The following is a 22,145-nucleotide window of genomic DNA, read 5'->3' on the forward strand; positions in this document are numbered from 1 at the left end:
CCCTCGTTTCTTAGCTTTTACGCTGAGTCATGTCCAGGCCTTCAATTTTTTCAAGTTCAGGTAGTAAAGCATTCAGGATACGGCCACCAAAGACGAAAACGTCCATCATAGGTTTCACGTCGTGTCCAGTAATACCCAAGTGACGCATGATGATTTCACCATCACCAGAAATAACAAAACGGTAATAGCCTGAACGCATCGCATTGATTTCATTTAATTCCGTTACGATTTCAGGCAGTTTATTGCGATCCGTCACGTATCCAATTTTATTGTAAGTGATCTGATAGTTTGCACGTTCAACATCAGCTTCATGAATAATCACACCACAAGCTACAGCTTTCGTTTTATTGACACGTAATGCTGTCTGGAAAACGATTTGTTTCTGTTTAACTTCTTCGCCGTCTTTTTTACGTATAGGCGCTTCAATTTCCTTAGATTTGAATTGAATTTTCTTTTCTTGTGCTAAATGTTGAAAGTTTTCAGTAATTACGCTCATATTAAAATCCTCCATATAGTCATTTGTGATATTGTTGTGTCACACAAGGGTAATTATAACATAAAACGCTTACTACTAACAGTGAACTGGGGAAAAATTAAATACACTGCTTTATAAGACAGCTTAACAGACTCCAGTAAAGGTGATGGAAAATTGACGAAATGCTGGTTAAATGGGTGATTTAGTACCACACTAAAAAGAGTCAGGTTTCCCACCCGTTTATCGATTAGCGGTTTTTATATGCCTGCTTACTTGCTTTAGAAATGGATTTCCATTTGTCTTTTTCCTGACGCATCACTTTCTCGTTCTCTTTTCGTTCAACATAAGCCAATTCTTTTTGGAGCTTAAGGTAACTATTATAGCGATCCTGTGTTAGAGTTCCCTCACTTAGTGCCCCTTTTACGGCACATCCCGGTTCAGTGTCATGCCTGCAGTCATTAAATCGACAATTGAAGATCAACTGGTCAACATCAGTAAAGCTTTCAGCTAAACCTGTGCTATTTTCTTGCTTCCACAGTTGGAATTCGCGCATTCCTGGCGTATCAATCAGAATACCACCTTCAGGAAGCAGAATAAGCTCACGGTGAGTGGTCGTGTGTTTCCCCTTACTGTCATCTTCTCTAATCGTATTTATTTTCATTCTATCCGTATTCAGCAAGGAATTAACAAGTGTCGACTTCCCTACCCCTGATGATCCTAAAAGGGCAGCTGTGAGATTAGGCTGCAGCAGACTACTGACAGCCGCTATGTTTTCACCTGTTTCATTACTGACAAAATACAGGGGAACTCCGAATGCGATTTGGTCAATTTCAATCTCCATTTCCAGTCGTTTCGATTCATCAATCAGATCTGATTTGGTCAGCAGTATAATAGGCTTTGATCCAGAATCCCAGGCTGCAATTAGATACCGCTCTAACCGTCTGATATTAAAGTCCTCATTACAGCTCATAACTAGAAATGCAAAATGGATATTGGCTGCAATCACCTGAGCTTTTGTCTCAATTCCCGCTGTGTTTCTTTTAAATACTGAACTGCGTTTAATCGTATGTCGTATGATGCCCCGCTCTTCACCCGGCAGCTGCTCCACACCTACCCAATCCCCTACTGCAGGATAATCGAAAGTAGGGGCATAGTGATAGGAGCCCGGCAAGGTACATAACCACTCGCCCTTTTCAGTCATGACTTTTGACCAGTCGCGAGATTGCGTTATCAAACGTCCGATTACGCCATTTTCAGTTTTAATTGTGTTCCATTCCTGTTGTAACTCTGAGTCCCATCCAAACTGTTCTAACATTACTATTTAGCCTCCATTTATTTAGTGCATAATAAAAAACCGTCAACTTGTTTGAAAGTCCACGGTTCTGCACACACTGAATAAACAATACGCTCTATTTTGAAGGCGTAAAGAACAGAGTGAGTCTATGGACTTTCAAACATGATAAAACATCTGCAATTACGATTGATACATTAGCCATAAACATCACACCCCTATTCTTTACTTGATACCCTCATTATAGGGCGTTGCTGAAAAAAGTCAACCACTCATACTAATGCCATTAACTGTGCTGCAAGTAACATTTTTTGGGCCACTGTACATAGAAACAAGGAAGAAGGTGTTGTATCATTGTGAGTAACATACTATAGGGGGAATAGATAAATGACTAGTTTGAAATTGATTGAAGAGTTGAGTAATGCATACGGGGCACCGGGATTCGAAGACAATGTCATTGATGTGGTACTTAAGCACAAAGGGAATTTGAAAGCTAAACGGGATAATTTGAAGAATCTTTATCTTTATCCAGAAAACTATGATGAATCCAAGCCAACCATCATACTGGATGCTCATTTGGATGAAGTAGCGTTCATTGTCAGCTATATCGATAGTAACGGACTACTGGGCATTGAAATGCTAGGGAGATGGGAATGGTATAACGTGTCTGCCCATCTGTTTATGGTCAGAGATCGAAATGGGAAGTATGTAAAAGGCATTATAGGGTCTAAGCCTCCCCATTTTCTGACGCCAGAGGAACGTGAAAATGGATTGAAGATGTCAGACTTGAAGGTTGATGTGGGAGCGACTTCCAGAGATGAAGTCATCCGCTCATTTGGTATTGACGTCGGGGCACCAATCGTCCCTTCTGTCCAGTTTGATTATAATGAACAGAATCAGACTATGCTTGGAAAGGCCTTTGATAACCGATTAGGCTGTGCAGCTGTCATTGACACGCTCAAAGCACTTGAAAAGGAAGACTTGCCTGTAAATGTAGTTGGTGCACTGGCGTCTCAGGAAGAAGTCGGTCTGCGCGGGGCAACCGTTACGGCTAATCGCATAAATCCTGACTTTGCAATCGTATTTGAAGGCACACCCTCAGATGATTACGCTAAACCAGTCGACCAATCTCAGGCTCGAATGGGATATGGTCCACAAATAAGACATAAAGACAGCAGCTATATCGCTAACGAAGAATGGATCAAACTGGTCAATCAAGTGTGTGCAGCAAACAAGATACCCGTACAACATGCTGTCCGCGAAGGCGGCGGGACGAATGCCGGTAAAATACATGTAAATAATCTTGGCGTCCCTGTCCTGGTGCTCGGGGTACCGAGTCGATACGCACACACTCATCACCTATTTGCCTCATTTAAAGACTATACACACACAGTTAAGCTGGCAGTCGAATCCATTAAAGCAATCGATGCAGCCTTTTTGAATCAGTTTGAGGTTGAATACGACTAGATATGGTTTAAAAAAACGTTCAGTTCTCTCACTAAGGTAATCAAGTGATGAGTCTGAACGTTTTTTAATACACTCCTCTTCTAAAAGGAGAATTCGATTCCCTTATATGAAAAGGATTCTGTTAATCCAATCTTCTTGGCGACCTTTTGTGAAACGGTGTTGGATTCCATGCAGTCCCAGTAAGGGGTTAGATTCTCATAAATACACATTTGAACAAAAGCATATGCTGCAAACTGGGCCAGCTGCTTGTTCTGGTGACTGGTGACCGTTTCGATATCGATACAGAATGTGTTCTTATAAACAAAACTTGAAAAGCACAAACTGACGACAGAATTATCGCCGACAATACAGTACCCTATTCCATTGTCAAAAAAGGCCTGGGAAGTGGACCAGAATGTATCAATCTTAGACCGTAAAAAGGAGCTGTTGTGAATCGCGTAATCACTATTATAATAAAAGTCTGGTGTGATTTCTTTCAGTTGATAGTTGCTGGGAATAAGCTGAGGCAGAGGCGGCAAGTCGTGTTTGTCTTTCAACGTAAATACAATCTGTTTCCAGCTGCTGGTTTCCCGGTCTTTGAAAAGATCATCCAGAACCCTATCCCACCGTTGATGATTACCCATCCCTTCAAACCAGCTCAATTCTTCTTTCTCAGCCTCTGCTTTGATGACAGTATCAATAAAATCCGAGATGTAATCAGTAAACTGACGATTCTGCTCATCACCAATAAAAATAAAGCCGTCATTATTTCCGAGCCAGATCAGTCCTGTGGAAGGATCGGATAAATCATCTACAAAGATGCGTCCTGGATTAGTCCCTCTAATAACTGCTTTCGCTTCCACCTGACCGTCTGGGTTCACCAATTTTCTGCACTTCCGAAAGTCGGATTGATTCAACTCATAAATCATAAAGTCACCTCTTCCCTGTTCAGTTATAGTTAACATAAGCACTGTCACCTATGCATTTATTTTATGATTATACAAAAATGGAAAACTAGATTCAACTATCATACCTTCTCGTAAAATATGTTGCTGAAGTAATCTCTTTTATATACTATAGTATTTAAGAAGTCTAAAGTAAACGATTTCATTAAAGTTATTCTTAACTAAATTGTTTTGATCCTAAACTAGAGTGACGGGAGTTACAACAAATGAAAAAAATAAAATACAGTTTAATATCCTTATCCTCACTGATCCTGCTGGTCGCCTGTGATGCAGATGATGAAGTGGCTGAAGACGATGCAGCGAAGATCAGTCAGCTGGAAGAAACGGTAGCCGCCAGCCAAGTAAAGATAGAAGCACTTGAAAGCACAGTTGCTGAAAATAATGAACTGATCGAAAATCGCTCAGCTGAGTTCTCTTACCTATCAGAATTGACAGAAGCTGACTTAGAAGCTTACAACACATTTCTCGAAGACTATGATACAAAGGTCTTAGAGAATTATTCACCGGAAAATATTTTGCTGCTCTACTTTCATTCGGTAGTCATGAGTGACTGGGAAGCCATTTATGAACTGACCTATGATGGAGGGGGTCTTCCTGATCGAGATGAGTTCAATGAGGTGTTTTACACAGCCTACAATACTCAATCCATGCTTGAATCTGCTTTAGACTACCGGTATTATGACACACTCGAAGCAAGGAGTGACACTCAGTCTGAAGATGACGTGTCTGTAGAAATTAGTGTGGCCATAGGGGTCTCTCGCTTCTCAACTGTATACGGCTTGAAAAGAGAAAATGACATCTGGAAAATGGACGTATTGTATTTGCTTGAAGACGATAGTTGAATTTAGTTAAGAGTGAATAGTTGAATTCAGCTGTTCGCTCTTTTTTGACCATTAAAGGCATAAAAAAAGCCACCATTCTAGTAAAAGAATGATGACTTTCTAAAACTATTAAATTAGTTAGTTTTACGTACGCGTTCTTGGATACGAGCAGCTTTTCCTCGTAGGTTACGTAAGTAGTACAATTTAGCACGACGTACACGACCTTGACGAGTCACTTCAAGTTTTGCAACACGTGGTGAATGAACTGGGAAAGTACGTTCAACGCCAACTCCGCCTGAAATCTTACGAACAGTATACATTTCGCTGATTCCTTGTCCGCGACGTTTAATTACTACGCCTTCGAATAGCTGAATACGTTCACGTTCACCCTCTACGATACGAGCATGTACTCGAACACTGTCTCCTGGACGGAAATCCGGTAAGTCTGTACGTAGTTGTTCTTGTGTGATTGCTTCAATCAATGGATTCATTTTATCCTTCTCCTCTCGCGCAACACTCATAGGATCAAGTCCCAGCGGAAAATTGCGTAATAAAAGTGGTTGCCCACTCAGTTATTTACTTTACCATATTAGGTTTTAAGTGTAAAGGTCTTTTGCTTGATTTATCTATTTTACAGAGTGTTTTCAGGTTGTTCAGCGGTCCATTCAGCGATCCACTGCTGTTCCTGTTTAGTCAGCTCACGTTTGACCAGCATATCCGGCCGTCTCTGGAATGTGCGCTTCAACGATTCTTTATGACGCCATTCGTCGATTTTACCGTGATTCCCACTCATCAGCACATCTGGTACAGCCATCCCCTTAAAGTCCGCTGGACGAGTGTAATGCGGATGTTCGAGTAAACCGCTTGAATGTGAATCCGTCTGAGCAGAAGCCGCATTTCCAAGGACATTCGGCAACAGGCGCACGGAAGCATCAATCATCACCATAGCCGCCAGTTCGCCCCCAGTGAGAACATAATCGCCTAGAGACACTTCATCTGTAACCAGTGAACGAATACGCTCGTCATATCCTTCATAATGGCCACATAGAAAGACGAGGTGCTCTTCTTCTGAAAATTCCTCAGCCATTGCCTGATCGAACGGTTTGCCTGCAGGATCCATCAAAATAACACGCTTTTTAGTTTCAGGATCACGTTCATTGATCGAATCCATGGCTTCAAATAGCGGTTCAGGTTTTAAGAGCATCCCCGCTCCCCCACCATATGGCGTATCATCGACAACTTGGTGCTTCCCTTTTCCAAACTGTCTAAAATTCACCCGGTTGACTTCAACGATACCTTTGTCGATCGCCCGACTGACGATAGAGTGACCCAGTGGGCCGTCAAACATTTCTGGAAAGAGTGTGACAACGTCTATCTTCATTCGTCCAGCCCTTCCATAATATGAACAGAAATGACGCCCTGTTCGATATCGACATCAAGGATCACAGATTCGATATAAGGCAGTAATAGGTCTTTCTTGCCTTGTCTCTGAACGACCCAGACATCATTTGCTCCAGGGGACAGAACTTCTTTGATTTTACCGATTTCCTCATTCGTATCATTATCGATCACTTTGAGGCCGACAACTTCATGAATGTAAAACTCGTCTTGCGGTAAATCTAGTAAGAGATCTTCGCTGACGCGCAGCGTCCCACCAACAAACTTTTCCACCTGATTGATATTGAAATAGTCTTCAAACGTCAGTAAATCAAACGTTTTATGCTGACGGTGACTGCGGACTTTCAGCTCCACCTTTTCATTATCTTTTCCAAACCAGGTCAAAGGGGCTCCGGCGTAATAGCGCTCCTGTGGGTTGGTCGTAATCGACATGACCCGAACCTCTCCCTTTAACCCGTGCGTGTTCACGATCTTTCCTACGTCATAATACTCCATCTTGTGCTCCTCTCGGATAGTGGTCATAAAAAAAGGGATGGACTCTAAGAGCCACCCCAATTCAATCTTTACTGCTATGTGTGATTGTCATGGGTACGCCTCAGCGTGATGACTTAATCAACTATTGTTAGACGTACACGTTTGGGTCCGTCGAATTGTATGCTGTAGACAATTGCACGAATCGCTTTAGCAATACGGCCTCGTTTACCAATGACACGTCCGACATCATCTGAATGAACAGCCAGCAGGTACTCGTGAAACTCATCGGTTTCTTTCAAGTCCAGCTTGACCTCATCTGGATGACTGACTAAAGGTTCAACTATAGTTTTAATCAACTCTCGCATTTCTTTATCAGTCATAGTACCATCCTTTTTAAATAGCCTCAGTATATAGAAGGAAGAAAAGAAAGACTGCCAGTATTAAAACAGACACCATTCTTTTCTTCTTCAACGATTAATTTAATTAGAACAATTATTTAGCGTATTTCTGATCGTGGAATTTTTTGATGATTCCTTCTTTAGAAAGTAAGTTTTTAACTGTATCAGAAGGTTTTGCGCCTTCTTTCAACCATTTCATAACTAACTCTTCGTCGATCTTCACTTCAGCTGGTTTTGAAACCGGGTTGTAAGTTCCTACTTGTTCAATAATGCGTCCATCACGTGGAGCACGTGAATCAGCAACAACTAAACGGTAAAAAGGATTTCTTTTAGACCCCATACGTTTCATACGAATTTTTACTGCCATTTAACTTGCACCTCCTGTTAATTTATAAGGATATCTTTATGTTTAAAGAACCTTTAATCTGAGTTTTCTGCTTAATCAAACTCACAAAATGTATCTTACCATGCAATAAAAAGAATGTAAAGTGTTTTTTCTTTACAGAAGGAAAAAAGCATAAAATGTATCTCCCCTCTTTTGTGTTATATTAGAGTGAAATAGAAGGGATGTGTTTAAATGACGATAGAAGATCAGGATTTTATGATGCGACAAATCAAGCTGATGGCCAAAGGAATCGGTGTGTTTTTAGATATCTCTTCCCTAAAGGAATTATTTAAACTGGAATTCTCCTTTGACGATGAACTGACTGACCCTGAAATAGAAGGCATCATTTTCCTTGCCCGTACAGAGGAGCTGATTGATAAAAACCTGCTTTCCAGAGAAGAACTCGAAGAAGTCCTAAACACCTCTTCTGAAAGAATTGATCAGCTATTAAGTAGTCAGGCTCAGCCAAACGGCGAAGAACGGGAAAAGCTGGAACAGCTGATCGATGACAAACAGTACTGGATGGACCAGGACGATACAGACTATTAAATACGCTTTAAAGGATGGCGTCGGATTGAAAATGAAGGGTTGTCTGCATCTCAACATGCCACTTTAGATGAGTTGCATGTAAAGAGCATTTACCCTTCAACTCACCTGTTTAGCTTTCTGAGTTGCTTCTAAACCGATCGACTAAGTGCAAGTGAAAAAAGGAAGCATTCTGAGTTAAAGCTGAAGCAGTGACTAACTTCAACTCAGTTCATCAGGTCATATAAGTTAAAGATAGTCAGCCTGACTATCCTCAACTGAGAAACGATTCTATTTAAGCTAAGGATAAAAAACAGAAAGGCCTCATCTCAAACCTGTCCAGCCTCTCACTTGAGCCGTAAAGCATTCAGAACCAATAGAAAGACGAAAAAACACATTTCTTCAACTGATATCGAAGGAAAGCCTTCAAGGTCAGTTCAGAAATGTGTTTTTAGTTTAATTATTTATTTCTTTTTCTTTTTAACGATCTTCTTCTTTTTCTTCTTGCTGTTCTTTTTGGACATGCTGTTCATAGCCATTTTGCCGAGCTTACCTTTAACGCCACCACCGAGCAGTTTGTCCATACCGGGCATGCCGCCCATATTGCCATTGGACATTTTGCTCATCATCTCTTTAGACTGTTTGAACTGTTTGATCATGCGGTTGACTTCAGCGATGTCACGGGCAGACCCTTTAGCGATTCGGCGTCTACGCTTTTGAGACAACAGATCTGGATCCTCACGTTCAGCTGGAGTCATAGACAACACAATAGCTTTCATGTGCGCAATGTCTTTAGGATCCATCTGGAAGTCTGCCATGCCGGGAACGTTACTCATTCCTGGAATCATTTTAAGAATGTCTTCCATTGGCCCCATGTTTGTCATCTGGTCCATTTGTTCAATAAAGTCATTGAAGTCATAACGGTTTTCACGCATCTTCTCGGCCATTTCATTGGCACGGTCTTCGTCGACTTCCTGCTGGGCGCGTTCGATCAGGGTAAGAATATCACCCATCCCCAGGATACGGTTAGCCATACGGTCCGGATAAAACGGCTCTAAGGCTTCCAGTTTTTCACCAGTACCGGTGAACTTGATAGGTTTATTCGTAACGGAACGGATAGACAGTGCCGCACCCCCACGAGTATCACCATCCAGTTTAGTCAAGATGACACTTGTAATATTCAAACGTTCATTAAAGGAATCTGCCACGTTAACGGCATCCTGTCCTGTCATCGCATCGACGACCAGGAAGATTTCATGTGGGTTGACAGTCTGTTTCACATTTTCCAATTCGTCCATCAGGGTTTCATCGATGTGCAGACGACCGGCCGTATCAATAATAACGACGTCGCGGTTTTCGTCTTTCGCCATCTGAACCCCTTTTTCAGCAATTTCGACCGGGCTGACTTGATCGCCCATACTGAAGACTGGAATATCCAAATCGCGCCCAAGCGTTTCAAGCTGATCGATCGCAGCGGGACGATAAATATCGGCCGCAACCATCATCGGTTTTTTGTTCTCGTGTTTACGCAGGTAGTTCGCCAGTTTACCGGCAGTGGTTGTTTTACCAGCCCCTTGTAAACCAGTCATCATATAAATAGTGGGTCCTTGTCCAGGTTCAGCGAAGATGATTTTCTCTTGCTCGCCACCCATTAAGGCAGTCAGTTCATCGTTAACGATTTTAACGACCTGTTGTCCACCATTCAGGCTCCCCAGTACTTCTTCACCGAGTGACTTTTCACGAACGGTTTTAACAAAATCTCTGACTACTTTATAGTTGACATCGGCTTCCAGTAAGGCTAACCTTACCTCGCGCATGACGTCTTTGACATCTGCCTCCGTTACTTTTCCCTTTTTACGCAAGCCGGAAAAAGCATCCTGCAGACGTCCTGTTAATCCTTCAAAGGCCATACATGGTTCATTCCTCTCTGATTGAATCCAGACTGATTGCTTCTATTAATTCCAGCAGCTGTGCGTCTGAAGCGTGATTTTCATTTACATATTCTTTTAAGGTTTCAACTGCGTCTTTTTTCTTGTCGAATTCTTCGACTAAATGCAGTTTACTTTCGTAGTCATTTAGTATGACTTCTGAGCGCTTGATATTGTCATAAACTGCCTGACGACTCACTGAGAACGCATCTGCGATTTCGCCCAGGGAGTAATCATCACCGTAGTATAACTTCATGTACTCCTGCTGTTTAACGGTCAGGAGCGGATGATAAAAGGAGAACAGACTGTTCATTCGCAATGTTTTTTCAAGTTCCATTCGATTTATCACCTTTCTATTTTCAGCTAGTCTAACGGGCTTACGAGGTCTGTTCAATCAGTTCCTTAAACAAGCCATAAGCAAATTTCTCAGTATCAAACGGATGAAGATCATTCATCGTTTCTCCGAGCCCGACAAATTTAACGGGAATATTTAGTTCCTTCCCGATTGCCAGAACGATCCCACCTTTAGCAGTTCCGTCCATCTTAGTCAAAACGATTCCTGTTACGTTAGTGGTTTCTTTAAAGATTTTAGCTTGATTGAGCGCGTTCTGTCCAGTGGTCGCATCTAGTACCAGCAGGGTTTCATGAGGAGCGTCCGGAATTTCTCTGGAGATAATCCGTTTCATCTTCTCAAGCTCATTCATCAGGTTCTTCTTGTTCTGCAGGCGTCCAGCAGTGTCGATTAAGAGTAAATCTGCGCCGGATTCACGTGCTGTCGTAATACTATCGTAGACAACAGCCGCTGGGTCTCCACCTTGTTTAGTGGAAATCACTTCTGCACCGACTCGACTACCCCAGATGTTCAGCTGTTCGATTGCGCCCGCACGGAATGTATCTCCGGCAGCCAGTACGACTTTCTTGCCTTTATCGATATACTGGTGAGCCATTTTGGCAATTGTCGTCGTTTTCCCGACCCCGTTGACCCCTACAAACAGGACAACAGTCAGTCCATCTGGATTCTCATTGAATTCGGTATGATCCGGATTGGTCTCTCCGTACATATCCACCATCGTTCTGACGATTACACGCTCGGCATCTTTCATGCTTCGGATGTTTTCGACTTTGGCTTCGTAACGCAGCGTATCCGCAATCTGCATGGTTGCTTCAAATCCAACGTCTGATTCGATTAAAAGGTCTTCGAGTTCTTCGAAAAATTCCTCATCTTCGTACCTGAAATTAGCCAGGAGCTCATTTAATCGACGGGTAAAGGATACACGAGATTTTTTCAATCCTTTTTCGTACTGTTCGGTTTCTTTTTTGGTATCTTCAGGTTCTAAAGTCGTATCTTCGGTTACCGGTGCTTCAACTGTTTCTCTAACGGCTTCCTCTTCTACAGCTTTTTCCTGGATGACTTCCTGTTCTGGTGCGTCCTGTTTTTTATCAGCACCTGTAAAGGCGGATTTGATCTTATCAAATAATCCCATAATGGACTCACTCTTTCTTTACTTTTTTTGACACATATACATCAGTTTAACACATATTGTTCGATAGCATAAGCGACACCGTGCTCATCGTTCGATTTAGTGATTACCTGGGCTGCATCTTTGACGATTTGAGTGGCATTTGCCATCGCTACACCTGTACCGGCAGTCTGCACCATGGCAAGATCATTCTCCTGATCTCCGATTGCCATCATCTCATCCAGTCCGATTCCAAGCAGCTCACTCAGCTGAATCAATCCTTTGCCTTTATCGACTGACTTGGGCAGCACTTCGAGTAAATTGTCTCGTGACTTCATGATCGTATAGCGCTCCCGGTAAACGTCAGGGATTTCTTTAATTTTCTCGTCGAGTTCTTCCCGGTGCCAGCACATGACGATTTTATTGATCGGAAATTCTTCCGGCAGATCTGTCATATCGACCTTTACAAACGGCAGTGCTTTCATGTGTTTGGCGTACTGCGACGGTTTGCCTTTCGGATAAGCCGGTTCGTAGACCGTATCGAGATCAATAAAGTTACACGGCAGGTTCAGATCCTGGCTCAGCTTGTAGACATCCAGTACGTCTTCTTTAGGCAAGGTGATCTGGCTTAATGTTTCCCCAGTGCGGGTCCACTGCACCAGTCCGCCATTATAAGTCAGGCCAATATCGCCTTCTTCAGTCAGATGACACTCTTCCAAAATAGACAGCATGCCTTTTAAAGGGCGTCCCGTCACAAGGACGATCTTGACACCCTGTTCTTTGGCTCTTTGAATGGCTCGTTTATTTTCTTCAGACACCTGATGGTCACTGTTCAAGAGTGTACCGTCCAGATCGATGGCGACTAGTTTGATTGACATAAGGTCCTCCTCATTAAGCTTGTTCGATTTGTTCATCGATATCCTGCAAGTGAACGGATACCAGTTTCGATACCCCTTGTTCTCTCATCGTCACGCCGTATAGAGAATCCGCTTCTTCCATGGTTCCCTTGCGGTGAGTGATGACGATAAATTGCGTATCTGATGCAAATTCGTGCAGGTAACGTCCAAAACGGGTCACATTCGATTCATCTAGAGCGGCTTCCGCTTCATCTAAAATACAGAAGGGAATCGGACGAACCTGAATAATGGCAAACAGTAAGGATAAGGCAGTCAATGCGCGCTCCCCACCAGACAACAGACTTAGTGACTGCAGTTTTTTACCAGGTGGCTGGGCAACAATTTCGACCCCTGATCCCAGTAAATCATCTGGATCGGTCAGGCGCAGTTCCGCTTTTCCTCCACCAAACATTCGTGGGAAGACAATCGCGAACTGTTCTTTGACCAAGCTAAATGTTTCATAGAAGCGTTTCTTCACTTCAGTATCCATCTGATCCATCGTGTCATATAATTTCTCTTTCGCTTCAAGCAGATCCTGCTGCTGGGTAGCGAGGAAATGGTGACGCTCGTGCACTCGGTCATATTCTTCAATAGATGCAATGTTCACTGGCCCCAACTCGTCTATCCCACGCTTGAGCAGTTTAACACGTTTCTGTGTCTCTTCCCTTTCGATTTGGTCAGGCTGATTTTTCTTGGCTTCTTCATAACTCACCGCATACTCTTCTGATAAATACTCCAGTAAATGGTCAATAGAGACGTCGTAGCGTGAGGCCTGAATATCGAGCTGGTTCTTTTCTTCCACCATATTTGAGCGTTTATCCTGAAGATCACTGATCGTTTCTTCCAGTTCGGTTACGGCTGTTTCAATTTCAGTGTGTTTCTGCTTAAGGGTTTGTTCAGACGACCTTAAGTCATCTGTTTCAGTGTTTAACCGGATTAAGCGAGCATCCAGATCTTCTTTTGATTCAAGTTCTTCCCCTTGTTCAAGCTGGACCAATTCACTCTTGATTCTCTCGATTGCCGTTCTGGTTTGATCAATCTGTAGATCAATACTGTCTTTTTTCGAACGTGTAGAGGCCAGTTCTTCACGGGCCTGGTTCCACTCTTCTAAAATAGCGTCTCGTTCGGCTTCAATACGTTCTTTCTGGACTTCTCTGTCTTCTTTCTCATTAGACAGCTGATCCATTTCGGCTTTCAGTTCTGTTAAGGCAGAGTCAGCCTGCTGGCGTTTAGCCTGTACATCAGCCAACTGTTCGGTCAATGACTGTTCTTCACTGGTCGACTCGTTCATTTCAAAGAGGAGTCCTTTTTTCTCGCGTTCCAGACGATTGACGGTGTCGGTCAGCTGAGTGACTTCATTTTCCAGCTGTTTTTCTGCCAGCCGTTTGTCTTCACCCGTACTACGCAGCTCTTCGAGTTTGGCAGTCAGTTCCGTGCGCTGTTTTTCTTCCGACTGACTTTCCTGCTGCCTTAAAGCTAATGTTTTTTCCAGTTCATCTATTTCAATACGGAGCGCTTTCTCTTCTTTTTTCTGAGAAAACAGGTGTGCATTGGATGAGCGTTTACCACCTCCACCCGTCATCGATCCACCGGCGTTCATCACGTCTCCTTCAAGACTGACGACACGGACGTTGTACTGGACCGCTTTGGCAATCGCATTGGCTGACTTCAAGTCTTCGGCCACGATAGTAGACCCGAGCAGGTTCCCCATTATCTGCGCGACTTTATCATCATAGTTGATCAAGTCGCTTGCAATGCCGACGAATCCTTCTGTAGCTGAGGCGCGTTCGGCATACGCATGCGAGACTGACCGTTTCTTGATTGTTGTGAGTGGAAGGAACGTTGCGCGTCCCGCTTTTTTCTGCTTTAAGTACTGAATGGAGTCGCGTCCCGCTTTTTCATCTTCGACGATGACAAACTGACTTGCTGCTCCCAGTACCGTATCAATCGCTTCTGTAAATTTGACCGGTACATCCATCATATCGGCAACTGTTCCAACAATGCCTTCCAGCTGATTCTTAGCGGTCATAACAGCTTTAACACCGGCAAAATAACCGGCATAGTTTTCCTGCATTTCTACCAGGCTCTGTTGCTTCGCCTGAGACCGGTGAAGCTGCTGCTGAAGCTGAGCAATTCGGTTCGCTTTCTGACGATAGGTGCCGTTGATGTCGTCAAGTGTCGCTTTGGTTTCTTTAAATGACTGAACCAGTTTATCCAGATCAGCTTTCAACTGGGTCAGGTCTTCTTCTTTTTGAGTTAGACGTGTCTGAGTTTCAGACAGTTTTTCTGACACGGAATCGACTGCACGGGTCTGCTTCTCAGAAGACTGGGAAGACTGACTCAACTGCTTCGTTAAGTAGGTTTCTTCATTTTTTAAAGAGGTCTTCTGCTGCATGGCTTCAATGTAGTCTGACCGCAGCGCTTCAATGGCTTCTTCCTTATTGCCCATCAACCGTTTCAGCTGGTCTTCTTTCTGTTTGTAATCCGCTTTAAAGTCACTGACTTGCTTGGACTGACGGGTATACAGGTCACTTATAGTGGCCAATTCATTATTTAAATCCCTTAAACGGGATTCTTCTTGCGTTAAGGACCCCTGTTTTTCGCTTAAAAAGGCATCCTGATGCTTTTCTTTTTCCTCTACTAAACGCAGGTTAGCCTCGGTCCGTTCAATTTGTTTGATCAGATCAATGTGCTGCTCATGGATAGAGTCACGTTTAGACTCGACCTCATGCAAGGCGTGTTTTTTCTTCTTGACAACCTGTGAGCTGGACTCGATCTGACCGGCCAGGGCATGAGCGTTCTGACCAAACGTCTGGGACCGTTCTTTGTTGCCTTTCTGCTCGGACACATATTCATCGATCCGCATGACAGATAAAGCAATATCCAGATCAGTGAGTTCTTCCTTTTGTTTCACATAGCTTTGAGCAATGTCTTTCTGTTCTTTCAATGGTTCCAGTTGGGCCGTCAGTTCATATAAAATATCCTGCACACGGTCTAGATTGTCCTGGGTTTCAAAGAGCTTGCGTTCAGCTTTTTGCTTTTGCGTTTTGTATTTAAACACACCCGCAGCTTCTTCAAAAATAGCCCGTCTGTCTTCTGCCTTGCTGTTGAAAATCGCTTCGACCTGTCCCTGGGAAATGATTGAAAATGATTCTTTTCCAAGTCCCGAGTCCATAAACAAGTCAACGATGTCTTTTAACCGGACATTTTCCTTGTTGATCAGGTAATCACTGTCCCCGTTGCGGTTGATGCGCCTTGTGATGCTGACCTCTTCAAACGCCACAGGAAGAAAGCCATCCTGGTTGTCCAACACCAAGGTGACTTCAGCAATGTTTATTGATTTACGCAAATCTGTCCCTGAAAAAATGACATCATGCATACGGCCACCTCGAAGTGTCTTAGCGGACTGTTCTCCCATTACCCAGCGAATCGCTTCGATAATGTTTGATTTTCCACTTCCATTTGGTCCGACGACCGCTGTGATGCCATCTGTAAAGTCCAGTACCGTCTTATCGGCAAAAGACTTGAATCCTTTGATTTCTAATCGTTTTAACTGCACGTGATCGTCTCTCCTTCATAGTATTCTCGTGTTTAATCGAACACTACGATTCTCTGGCTTCTTCTAACATCTTCATAGCGACTTTGGCTGCGGCCTGTTCTGCCGCTTTTTTTGAGCGACCGACTCCTTCACCAAATGAGTCCCCTTCGACGCGAACTTCCACCACGAATTCTTTTTCGTGGTCTGGGCCACGTTTATCCACGACAGAATACTCGATCGTGACAACCCCATTTCGCTGAAGCAGTTCTTGTAATGCTGTTTTGTGATCCATCCCATGAGAGAAAGCACCGGAATCAATTTTCGGAAATAATATGGCTTTTAAAATGTCGATGACGACATCCATGCCCTGGTCTACAAATACCGCCCCAATGAAGGCCTCGAAAACATCACATAGTAGTGACGGACGCGTTCTGCCGTTCATCTGTTCTTCCCCTTTGCCCAGACGGACATAAGTATGCAAGTCAAACTCCTTAGCCAGTTTGGCCAGGCTTTCTGCACGAACAATTGACGCACGCATGCGAGTCAACTGGCCTTCAGGGTGATCGGGGTATTTATGGTACAAGTAATCAGATACAGTAAGTTCCAGTACCGCATCTCCAAGAAATTCAAGCCGTTCCAGATTTTTGATTTGCTGGTCACGATGATCATTCGCATAGGATGAATGGGTAAACGCCTCTATCAGAACATTTTCGTCCTGAAACGTCACACCAAATTTATCTTTTACATGTTGAAACAATTTTTTCATCTGCTGGTCACCTCCTAATGACAATACCCCTCTAGTATACTTGATTTGATAGGGAAAATAAACATGTGGTCGCGTATTAGACAGTGAATATAGTTTTTTTATGAATAAGACACAGTACAAGGAACAAAACGATCCAAGAGTATTGAAGATATGACCGTATACTAACCGGCTCTCACCTTATTCAACTAGAATCACTAATATTGTCCATCTATTGACAGAATATAGTCTGTCAATAACGATAACCAACGCCTATAATAGGTATCAAATACAAGGAGGAATGTACAAGTGGGAATTGACTATCACGTATCGAAGAATGGATCGGATTTAAGTAAAGGAACAAAACAGGATCCCTTCTTAACAATTAACAAAGCAGCCTCAGTGGCTATTGCTGGAGACAGTGTCGTTGTTCATGAAGGCGTTTACCGAGAATGGGTCAAGCCTAAGTTTCCTGGCTTAAGTAACCGCAGACGCATTACGTACAGTGCAGCTGAAGGTGAAAAAGTCGTGATTAAAGGATCTGAAGAAGTGAAAGACTGGGAAAAGGTCGACGGATCAGTCTGGAAAACTGTCATCCCAAATGCGTTCTTTGGAGACTATAATCCATTTAAGGAAGAACTATATGGAGACTGGATCGTTGAGAATCCTGGTCGCCACCTTGGAGAAGTCTATTTAAACGGTAAGTCATTTTATGAAGCAGAAACCAAAGATGAAGTCACTAACCCCGTTACTGTAACGGAAGTAGTTGATGGATGGACGAGAAAAACTGTTGCAGCTCACGATCCTGAACAGACAAAATATGTCTGGTTTGCGGAAGTAGACGAAGACAATACAACAGTGTTTGCGAACTTCCATAAGTATGACCCTAACCAGGAACTGATTGAAGTGAATGCGCGCAGATCGGTTTTCTATCCTGAAAAAACGGGCATTGATTACATTACAGTTAAAGGGTTTGAAATGGCTCAGTCCGCTACGCCTTGGACGCCCCCTACTGCTGATCAGCCAGGATTACTAGGACCGAACTGGGCTAAAGGATGGATTATTGAAGATAACATCGTTCATGACTCAAAATGTAGTGGGATCAGTATCGGAAAAGAAGTCGGTACAGGTGACAATTACTACTCTAAGCGTCAGGACAAACCAGGCTATCACTATCAGATTGAAACAGTCTTCGCAGCTGAAAAAGCGGGCTGGAGCAAAGAAAAAGTCGGCTCTCATATTATCCGAAACAATAAAATTTATGACTGTGGCCAGAACGGAATCGTCGGGCACCTGGGTTGTATCTTCAGTGAAATTTATAATAACCATATCTTCAACATCGCAATCAAGCGTCAGTTTTACGGACACGAAATTGCCGGCATTAAACTCCATGCGGCCATCGATACACAAATCCATGACAACCGTATCCATGACTGTACGTTAGGTATTTGGCTTGACTGGCAACTGCAAGGCACGCGCGTCAGTAGAAACATCTTCTACCGCAACAACCGTGACCTGTTTGTCGAAGTCAGCAGCGGACCGTTCCTGGTCGATCATAATATCTTCACGGCAGACTATGCACTGGACAACCATGCGCAAGGTGGAGCTTATGTCAATAACCTGGTCAGAGGTAAAATGGAACACCGTAAAATGCTGGACCGTTCTACCCCTTACCATGAGGCTCACAGTACGGATATTAAAGGCTTCTCCCCTGTTTACGGAGGAGATGACCGCTGGTACAATAATATCATTGTTGGAGACGAAGGAATCGAGGACGCAGGAACAGCGCACTATAACGGGTATACTACGTCTCTTGAAGAATATATCTACGATGTTCACCATCAGCCAGGCAGTGATCATGAGGCATTTAACGTTGTCGAGCAACCTGTTTATATTAATCAGAATGCCTATTTAAACGGTGCTCTACCCTTTGACAGAGAAGAAGAAAATATTGTTTCTGACTTTAATCCAGAACTTAAAATCAGTGAAGAAGGCAATGACGTCTATCTTGAAATTACTCTTCCGGATGAATTTGAAACGATCAAAGGTGGCGTTCATTCTACTCAAACCCTTGAACGTGTCAGACTGACGGATGTCGAATTTGAGAATCCAGATGGCAGTGAAGTCGTCATCAATAAGGATCTTTTAGGACAGGTCAAAGAAGGCAAATCGGTCTTAGGCCCTCTATCCAATCTTAAGAGCGGTAAAAACAAAATTAAAGTCTGGGGATAAATACTAGAAACATCAAATGAATAGAAAAAAGGATCAAGTAAACTGATAAAATCCGCTGAAAAATCATAATCGATTTTCAGCGGATTTTATTTGTCTATTTAGTTCTCTTCCCTACTCCTATTTGTTTAAGCTTAATAGTTTGATAAATGATAACTGTAAGGTACAGTAAAATCAATTGACAGGGTAATTTAAAAGAAAAAATAAGGGGGATAACAAATGTTTAAAGATCTAGAAGGAAAAGTAGCAGTCGTAACGGGTGGATCCAGAGGAATTGGAGAAGCCATTACACTCCGTTTAGGCGAAGAAAAAATGTCTGTCGTCATCAATTATTACGGTGATGAAGATAATGTACATGAGTCAGTAGAATTGATTAAAGAAAAAGGCGGCAAAGCTGTAGCTGTCCAAGCGGATATTAGTTCTGAAGAAGGCGTCGATACCTTACTTAAAGCAGCTGAAGAAAACTTTGGGTCCCTGGACTTATGGGTCAACAATGCTGGTTTGCAAAGCCAATCGCCAACACATGAACTGAGCCTTGAAGACTGGTCTATGATCATGAATGTCAATCTGACTGGTGCATTCCTGGGGTCTAAAAAAGCACTGAATTACTTTTTAGAACATGATATTAAGGGGAACATTATTAATGTGTCCTCAGTACACGACAAAATACCCTGGCCGACATTTGCCCATTACGCAGCAAGTAAAGGTGGACTGAAACTATTTTCAGAAAGTATCGCACTGGAATATGCCCACAAAGGAATTAGAGTCAATACTATTTCTCCAGGTGCCATCAATACCTCAATCAATGAGGAGAAGTTTGAAGTTGATGAAGCAAAACAACAAGTATTGACTATGATCCCAATGCATTATATCGGTAAACCTGAAGAAGTTGCTGCCGCAGCTGCGTGGTTAAGTTCCAGCGAATCCAGCTATGTGACCGGAACAACGTTATATGTTGATGGTGGCATGACACTTTACCCCTCATTTGAAAAAGGAGACGGTTAATTAATAGGGTACAGTTAAGAGGCTAGGACTTTTGTCCCAGCCTCATTCCTACGTTTAATCGATTAGGCATCATGATTTAAAATCAAGGTTCTCTTCTTCAAGAGATGCTTTTAAAACGGGAATTGAGGACGGTCCTATCCCGTGAAGTGCCAGAATCTCTTTTTGCGTATGCTCTGACAGTTTTTCAAGGGTGTCTATCCCTTCAGATAATAATGCTCTTCTAACAGGAGAAGATACTACTGATAAAAAGCCAGTTTCTGGTTTAGATTCTTTATCACAGATTGGACAACTCTTACAGTCACTGCTTTTGTAAAACTGATGGCCTTTCTCACACGTTCTCAGTGTTTTTTCAGCACTCATATGCTTCCCTCCTTCACTTAAACCTATCATATTGCTTTGACTATGAATTGTTGAGTTCAGAATGGTTTTCGATTACGTCTTCTCTAAGCGTACTTTGTCTTTCAGCCAGTGTAGTAAATGCTTTTTCTAATTCCTTGTCTTTCGCTTTTTCAGCGTAAGTTGTTAGGAGTTCACTATTTTTATAAAGGTCACAAATCAAGCCCAGTTCATCTTGAATGGCTTCTGCTTTCTTCTTCACCTTTTTGACTTCTTTAGAGGGCAGTATATCCTTATATCCCTTGGCAGCATAACGCAGCTTCTTGGCCTGTTTTCTCACGCCATGGGCTGATTTGTGATCAGAATGATCCGCCTGTTTAAATGAGTCCAACACTTTTTTCTTTTTCTTGTTGAAGCGGTTTTGAAGGTACGAATCCCACTTGCCGTCTGTCGCCTTCTCTTCGTTAAATGTCAGGTGGTTAATCGCCTGTTCTGTCTCTTCGAGCATTTTTTCAAAAGCTGAAATCATGCTATCTGTCAGACGGCTCCGGATCCATTTGCGCCGCTCATTATGCAGATACTTGAACACGTCAGCGTAATTGTCAATCAGCCCAGGTTCTTCCAGTGCCCGTTCTCCACACGATGCAATCAGCACATCCGCTTCTCGTATCGGCTCAATCCGGTGTGTAGAGTCTTTAATCAAATTATTCAGCTCATTGTACGTTTCTTTACCTATAAGTGGTTTAACAAAATGGAGCAGGGACCGCATTTTGCGCATGGTTATTCGAAAACGGTGTATCCGTTTGGGTGAATAAGGGTTGTTTCGGAAGTGCTCATAAGACTGCTTCATTTTACCTGCTTGTTTTAAAAGAATATCTCTCAGGACTTCGGCTTCCTCATTGCTTTTTTTTTTGAATTTAGGATCACTATCCCAGATAAGTGTTCCTTTTGTCTGGTCATCGTCAGCTAAACTGACAAGGGCCATGCCACCTTTTTTAAATGAATACTCAGACCCAGTTAATTTTTCCACCCATTGGCCTAAAGTCGGTTTGTGCCCAACGAGTACTACTCTAGTATCGGGATCCAAGTTAGCGACTTCATCCATCAAGGCTTTAAAATCTCCAGCTGCGATAAACTCTTTTGTATCTGCTTTTGGCCATCCCAACTGTTCACTCACTATAGAGGCTGTCTGTTTAGCCCGTTTTAAAGGACTGGTCCAGACATGAATAGTATTTTCCGTTGTCAGTTCTTCTTTCATTGATGAAACGAAATCATTAAACTCTTCTTTCCCCTTCTTGGTCAATTGACGTTTAGTATCATCCTTAGTGGACGAGCGGTCTTCAGCTTTTCCGTGACGGATAAACAGTAGTTCTTTTGGCATAACGATCTCTCCTTAACTGTATACGTTCACTATCGATTTTATCTAGTCACAGTATATCAAATAAGTGCATTAAAACTGAAAGTTAGAGCTTCAAGGATCACAAAAAGCAGAAAAAGGCTCTTCCCATGATCAATAATGAGAAGAGCCTTACTATTATAGTCGATTTATTCACTAACTAATTCTTTTTCGAAACAGATATGACCTGCGATGTTTTTCGCTGCTTCTTTGGGCGCCTCATAGGACCAGGCCCCATCGGTTTTATTGTCTTCTCCGGTAATGATGTGATAATAAGTGGCATCCCCTTTCCAGGGACACGTGTACTGCGTCTCGCTTTTGATCAAGTAGTCCATGTTGACGTCTTCTCTTGGGAAGTAGTGATTGTTTTCGACTACTTCAGTATTGCTGCTTTCGGCTAGTAACGTTTCTTCAAATACAGCTTTCATCGTATGTCA

22 protein-coding genes are annotated in these 22,145 nt (G+C 42.8%); 5 read left to right on the top strand and 17 right to left on the bottom strand.

The features are described from left to right. Positions 1-10 precede the first annotated feature (10 nt). Positions 11-496, bottom strand: coding sequence for a hypothetical protein (locus CLV38_RS00795; RefSeq protein WP_106190232.1), 486 nt, complete (start codon positions 494-496; stop codon positions 11-13). Positions 497-722: 226 nt separating this feature from the next. Beyond that, the gene (gene rsgA, locus CLV38_RS00800; RefSeq protein WP_106190235.1) at positions 723-1,790 is read right to left on the bottom strand and encodes a ribosome small subunit-dependent GTPase A; all 1,068 of its coding nucleotides are present in this window, start codon (positions 1,788-1,790) and stop codon (positions 723-725) included. Between the two features lie 363 nt (positions 1,791-2,153). On the opposite strand from rsgA, the gene CLV38_RS00805 reads away from it, so the two are divergent. Beyond that, entirely contained in the window at positions 2,154-3,233 is a 1,080-nt protein-coding gene (locus tag CLV38_RS00805; RefSeq protein ID WP_106190238.1) for a M42 family metallopeptidase, read from the top strand. An 80-nt stretch (positions 3,234-3,313) separates the two neighbouring features. Here CLV38_RS00805 and CLV38_RS00810 read toward each other — a convergent pair whose 3' ends face one another. Then, entirely contained in the window at positions 3,314-4,177 is an 864-nt protein-coding gene (locus CLV38_RS00810) for a GNAT family N-acetyltransferase (RefSeq protein ID WP_211295381.1), read from the bottom strand. Positions 4,178-4,383: 206 nt separating this feature from the next. Here CLV38_RS00810 and CLV38_RS00815 point away from each other — a divergent pair, with 206 nt between their 5' ends. Then, entirely contained in the window at positions 4,384-5,019 is a 636-nt protein-coding gene (locus CLV38_RS00815; RefSeq protein ID WP_106190244.1) for a hypothetical protein, read from the top strand. A 113-nt stretch (positions 5,020-5,132) separates the two neighbouring features. Here the strand turns inward: CLV38_RS00815 and rplS are convergent, their stop codons facing one another. The 5 genes from rplS to rpsP form a co-directional block, all read right to left on the bottom strand. Next, positions 5,133-5,489, bottom strand: a complete 357-nt coding sequence (rplS, locus tag CLV38_RS00820) for a 50S ribosomal protein L19 (RefSeq protein WP_106190247.1) — start codon at positions 5,487-5,489, stop codon at positions 5,133-5,135. A 140-nt stretch (positions 5,490-5,629) separates the two neighbouring features. Further along, complete coding sequence (gene trmD, locus CLV38_RS00825) at positions 5,630-6,379, bottom strand: tRNA (guanosine(37)-N1)-methyltransferase TrmD (protein WP_106190250.1); 750 nt, start codon at positions 6,377-6,379, stop codon at positions 5,630-5,632. Beyond that, the gene (rimM, locus tag CLV38_RS00830; protein ID WP_106190252.1) at positions 6,376-6,891 is read right to left on the bottom strand and encodes a ribosome maturation factor RimM; all 516 of its coding nucleotides are present in this window, start codon (positions 6,889-6,891) and stop codon (positions 6,376-6,378) included. Before rimM ends, trmD begins: the two co-directional genes overlap by 4 nt. Before the next feature lie 113 nt (positions 6,892-7,004). Next, a complete protein-coding gene (locus CLV38_RS00835; RefSeq protein ID WP_106190255.1) occupies positions 7,005-7,250 on the bottom strand; it encodes a KH domain-containing protein in 246 nt (81 codons plus the stop codon). A gap of 112 nt (positions 7,251-7,362) precedes the next feature. After that, a complete protein-coding gene (gene rpsP, locus CLV38_RS00840) occupies positions 7,363-7,635 on the bottom strand; it encodes a 30S ribosomal protein S16 (protein WP_106190258.1) in 273 nt (90 codons plus the stop codon). Between the two features lie 210 nt (positions 7,636-7,845). Here rpsP and CLV38_RS00845 point away from each other — a divergent pair, with 210 nt between their 5' ends. Continuing rightward, positions 7,846-8,202, top strand: a complete 357-nt coding sequence (locus CLV38_RS00845; RefSeq protein ID WP_106190260.1) for a hypothetical protein — start codon at positions 7,846-7,848, stop codon at positions 8,200-8,202. 440 nt (positions 8,203-8,642) lie between these two features. On the opposite strand, the gene ffh is transcribed toward CLV38_RS00845, so the two are convergent. Genes ffh through rnc form a run of 6 tightly spaced genes read right to left on the bottom strand, consistent with a single transcriptional unit; the run spans position 8,643 to position 16,766 of the window. Next, positions 8,643-10,088: a signal recognition particle protein gene (gene ffh, locus CLV38_RS00850; protein WP_106190263.1), complete on the bottom strand. Its 1,446-nt coding sequence runs from the start codon at positions 10,086-10,088 to the stop codon at positions 8,643-8,645. 7 nt (positions 10,089-10,095) lie between these two features. Beyond that, on the bottom strand, positions 10,096-10,443 hold the full coding sequence (locus CLV38_RS00855; RefSeq protein ID WP_106190265.1) for a putative DNA-binding protein: 348 nt from the start codon (positions 10,441-10,443) through the stop codon (positions 10,096-10,098). Positions 10,444-10,483: 40 nt separating this feature from the next. Then, positions 10,484-11,590, bottom strand: a complete 1,107-nt coding sequence (gene ftsY / locus CLV38_RS00860) for a signal recognition particle-docking protein FtsY (RefSeq protein ID WP_106190268.1) — start codon at positions 11,588-11,590, stop codon at positions 10,484-10,486. Between the two features lie 41 nt (positions 11,591-11,631). After that, complete coding sequence (locus CLV38_RS00865; protein WP_106190271.1) at positions 11,632-12,444, bottom strand: Cof-type HAD-IIB family hydrolase; 813 nt, start codon at positions 12,442-12,444, stop codon at positions 11,632-11,634. A 13-nt stretch (positions 12,445-12,457) separates the two neighbouring features. Then, positions 12,458-16,021 carry a chromosome segregation protein SMC gene (smc, locus tag CLV38_RS00870; protein ID WP_106190274.1) on the bottom strand — a complete coding sequence of 1,188 codons (3,564 nt, stop codon included), beginning with the start codon at positions 16,019-16,021 and terminating at the stop codon, positions 12,458-12,460. A 43-nt stretch (positions 16,022-16,064) separates the two neighbouring features. Further along, a complete protein-coding gene (gene rnc / locus CLV38_RS00875) occupies positions 16,065-16,766 on the bottom strand; it encodes a ribonuclease III (RefSeq protein WP_106190276.1) in 702 nt (233 codons plus the stop codon). 285 nt (positions 16,767-17,051) lie between these two features. On the opposite strand from rnc, the gene CLV38_RS00880 reads away from it, so the two are divergent. Both CLV38_RS00880 and CLV38_RS00885 read left to right on the top strand, forming a co-directional pair. Then, the gene (locus CLV38_RS00880) at positions 17,052-18,974 is read left to right on the top strand and encodes a right-handed parallel beta-helix repeat-containing protein (protein ID WP_245920510.1); all 1,923 of its coding nucleotides are present in this window, start codon (positions 17,052-17,054) and stop codon (positions 18,972-18,974) included. Positions 18,975-19,190: 216 nt separating this feature from the next. Then, positions 19,191-19,976, top strand: a complete 786-nt coding sequence (locus CLV38_RS00885; protein WP_106190279.1) for a glucose-1-dehydrogenase — start codon at positions 19,191-19,193, stop codon at positions 19,974-19,976. 69 nt (positions 19,977-20,045) lie between these two features. On the opposite strand, the gene CLV38_RS00890 is transcribed toward CLV38_RS00885, so the two are convergent. The 3 genes from CLV38_RS00890 to CLV38_RS00900 form a co-directional block, all read right to left on the bottom strand. Continuing rightward, a complete protein-coding gene (locus CLV38_RS00890; protein WP_106190282.1) occupies positions 20,046-20,336 on the bottom strand; it encodes an RNA polymerase alpha subunit C-terminal domain-containing protein in 291 nt (96 codons plus the stop codon). Between the two features lie 40 nt (positions 20,337-20,376). Further along, positions 20,377-21,693, bottom strand: coding sequence for a phosphohistidine phosphatase SixA (gene sixA, locus CLV38_RS00895; RefSeq protein ID WP_106190284.1), 1,317 nt, complete (start codon positions 21,691-21,693; stop codon positions 20,377-20,379). Between the two features lie 164 nt (positions 21,694-21,857). Beyond that, positions 21,858-22,136, bottom strand: coding sequence for a DUF427 domain-containing protein (locus CLV38_RS00900; protein ID WP_106190286.1), 279 nt, complete (start codon positions 22,134-22,136; stop codon positions 21,858-21,860). Positions 22,137-22,145 lie beyond the last annotated feature (9 nt).

This window comes from Alkalibacterium olivapovliticus (assembly GCF_003003275.1).
Classification (GTDB): Bacteria; Bacillota; Bacilli; order Lactobacillales; family Carnobacteriaceae_A; genus Alkalibacterium; species Alkalibacterium olivapovliticum.

Excerpts from the sequence above, each read along its gene's own strand:
- CLV38_RS00795 (WP_106190232.1), bottom strand. The coding sequence starts at position 496 with ATGAGCGTAATTACTGAAAACTTTCAACATTTAGCACAAGAAAAGAAA.
- rsgA (WP_106190235.1), bottom strand. The coding sequence starts at position 1,790 with ATGTTAGAACAGTTTGGATGGGACTCAGAGTTACAACAGGAATGGAAC.
- CLV38_RS00805 (WP_106190238.1), top strand. The coding sequence starts at position 2,154 with ATGACTAGTTTGAAATTGATTGAAGAGTTGAGTAATGCATACGGGGCA.
- CLV38_RS00810 (WP_211295381.1), bottom strand. The coding sequence starts at position 4,177 with ATGTTAACTATAACTGAACAGGGAAGAGGTGACTTTATGATTTATGAG.
- CLV38_RS00815 (WP_106190244.1), top strand. The coding sequence starts at position 4,384 with ATGAAAAAAATAAAATACAGTTTAATATCCTTATCCTCACTGATCCTG.
- rplS (WP_106190247.1), bottom strand. The coding sequence starts at position 5,489 with ATGAATCCATTGATTGAAGCAATCACACAAGAACAACTACGTACAGAC.
- trmD (WP_106190250.1), bottom strand. The coding sequence starts at position 6,379 with ATGAAGATAGACGTTGTCACACTCTTTCCAGAAATGTTTGACGGCCCA.
- rimM (WP_106190252.1), bottom strand. The coding sequence starts at position 6,891 with ATGGAGTATTATGACGTAGGAAAGATCGTGAACACGCACGGGTTAAAG.
- CLV38_RS00835 (WP_106190255.1), bottom strand. The coding sequence starts at position 7,250 with ATGACTGATAAAGAAATGCGAGAGTTGATTAAAACTATAGTTGAACCT.
- rpsP (WP_106190258.1), bottom strand. The coding sequence starts at position 7,635 with ATGGCAGTAAAAATTCGTATGAAACGTATGGGGTCTAAAAGAAATCCT.
- CLV38_RS00845 (WP_106190260.1), top strand. The coding sequence starts at position 7,846 with ATGACGATAGAAGATCAGGATTTTATGATGCGACAAATCAAGCTGATG.
- ffh (WP_106190263.1), bottom strand. The coding sequence starts at position 10,088 with ATGGCCTTTGAAGGATTAACAGGACGTCTGCAGGATGCTTTTTCCGGC.
- CLV38_RS00855 (WP_106190265.1), bottom strand. The coding sequence starts at position 10,443 with ATGGAACTTGAAAAAACATTGCGAATGAACAGTCTGTTCTCCTTTTAT.
- ftsY (WP_106190268.1), bottom strand. The coding sequence starts at position 11,590 with ATGGGATTATTTGATAAGATCAAATCCGCCTTTACAGGTGCTGATAAA.
- CLV38_RS00865 (WP_106190271.1), bottom strand. The coding sequence starts at position 12,444 with ATGTCAATCAAACTAGTCGCCATCGATCTGGACGGTACACTCTTGAAC.
- rnc (WP_106190276.1), bottom strand. The coding sequence starts at position 16,766 with ATGAAAAAATTGTTTCAACATGTAAAAGATAAATTTGGTGTGACGTTT.
- CLV38_RS00885 (WP_106190279.1), top strand. The coding sequence starts at position 19,191 with ATGTTTAAAGATCTAGAAGGAAAAGTAGCAGTCGTAACGGGTGGATCC.
- CLV38_RS00890 (WP_106190282.1), bottom strand. The coding sequence starts at position 20,336 with ATGAGTGCTGAAAAAACACTGAGAACGTGTGAGAAAGGCCATCAGTTT.
- sixA (WP_106190284.1), bottom strand. The coding sequence starts at position 21,693 with ATGCCAAAAGAACTACTGTTTATCCGTCACGGAAAAGCTGAAGACCGC.
- CLV38_RS00900 (WP_106190286.1), bottom strand. The coding sequence starts at position 22,136 with ATGAAAGCTGTATTTGAAGAAACGTTACTAGCCGAAAGCAGCAATACT.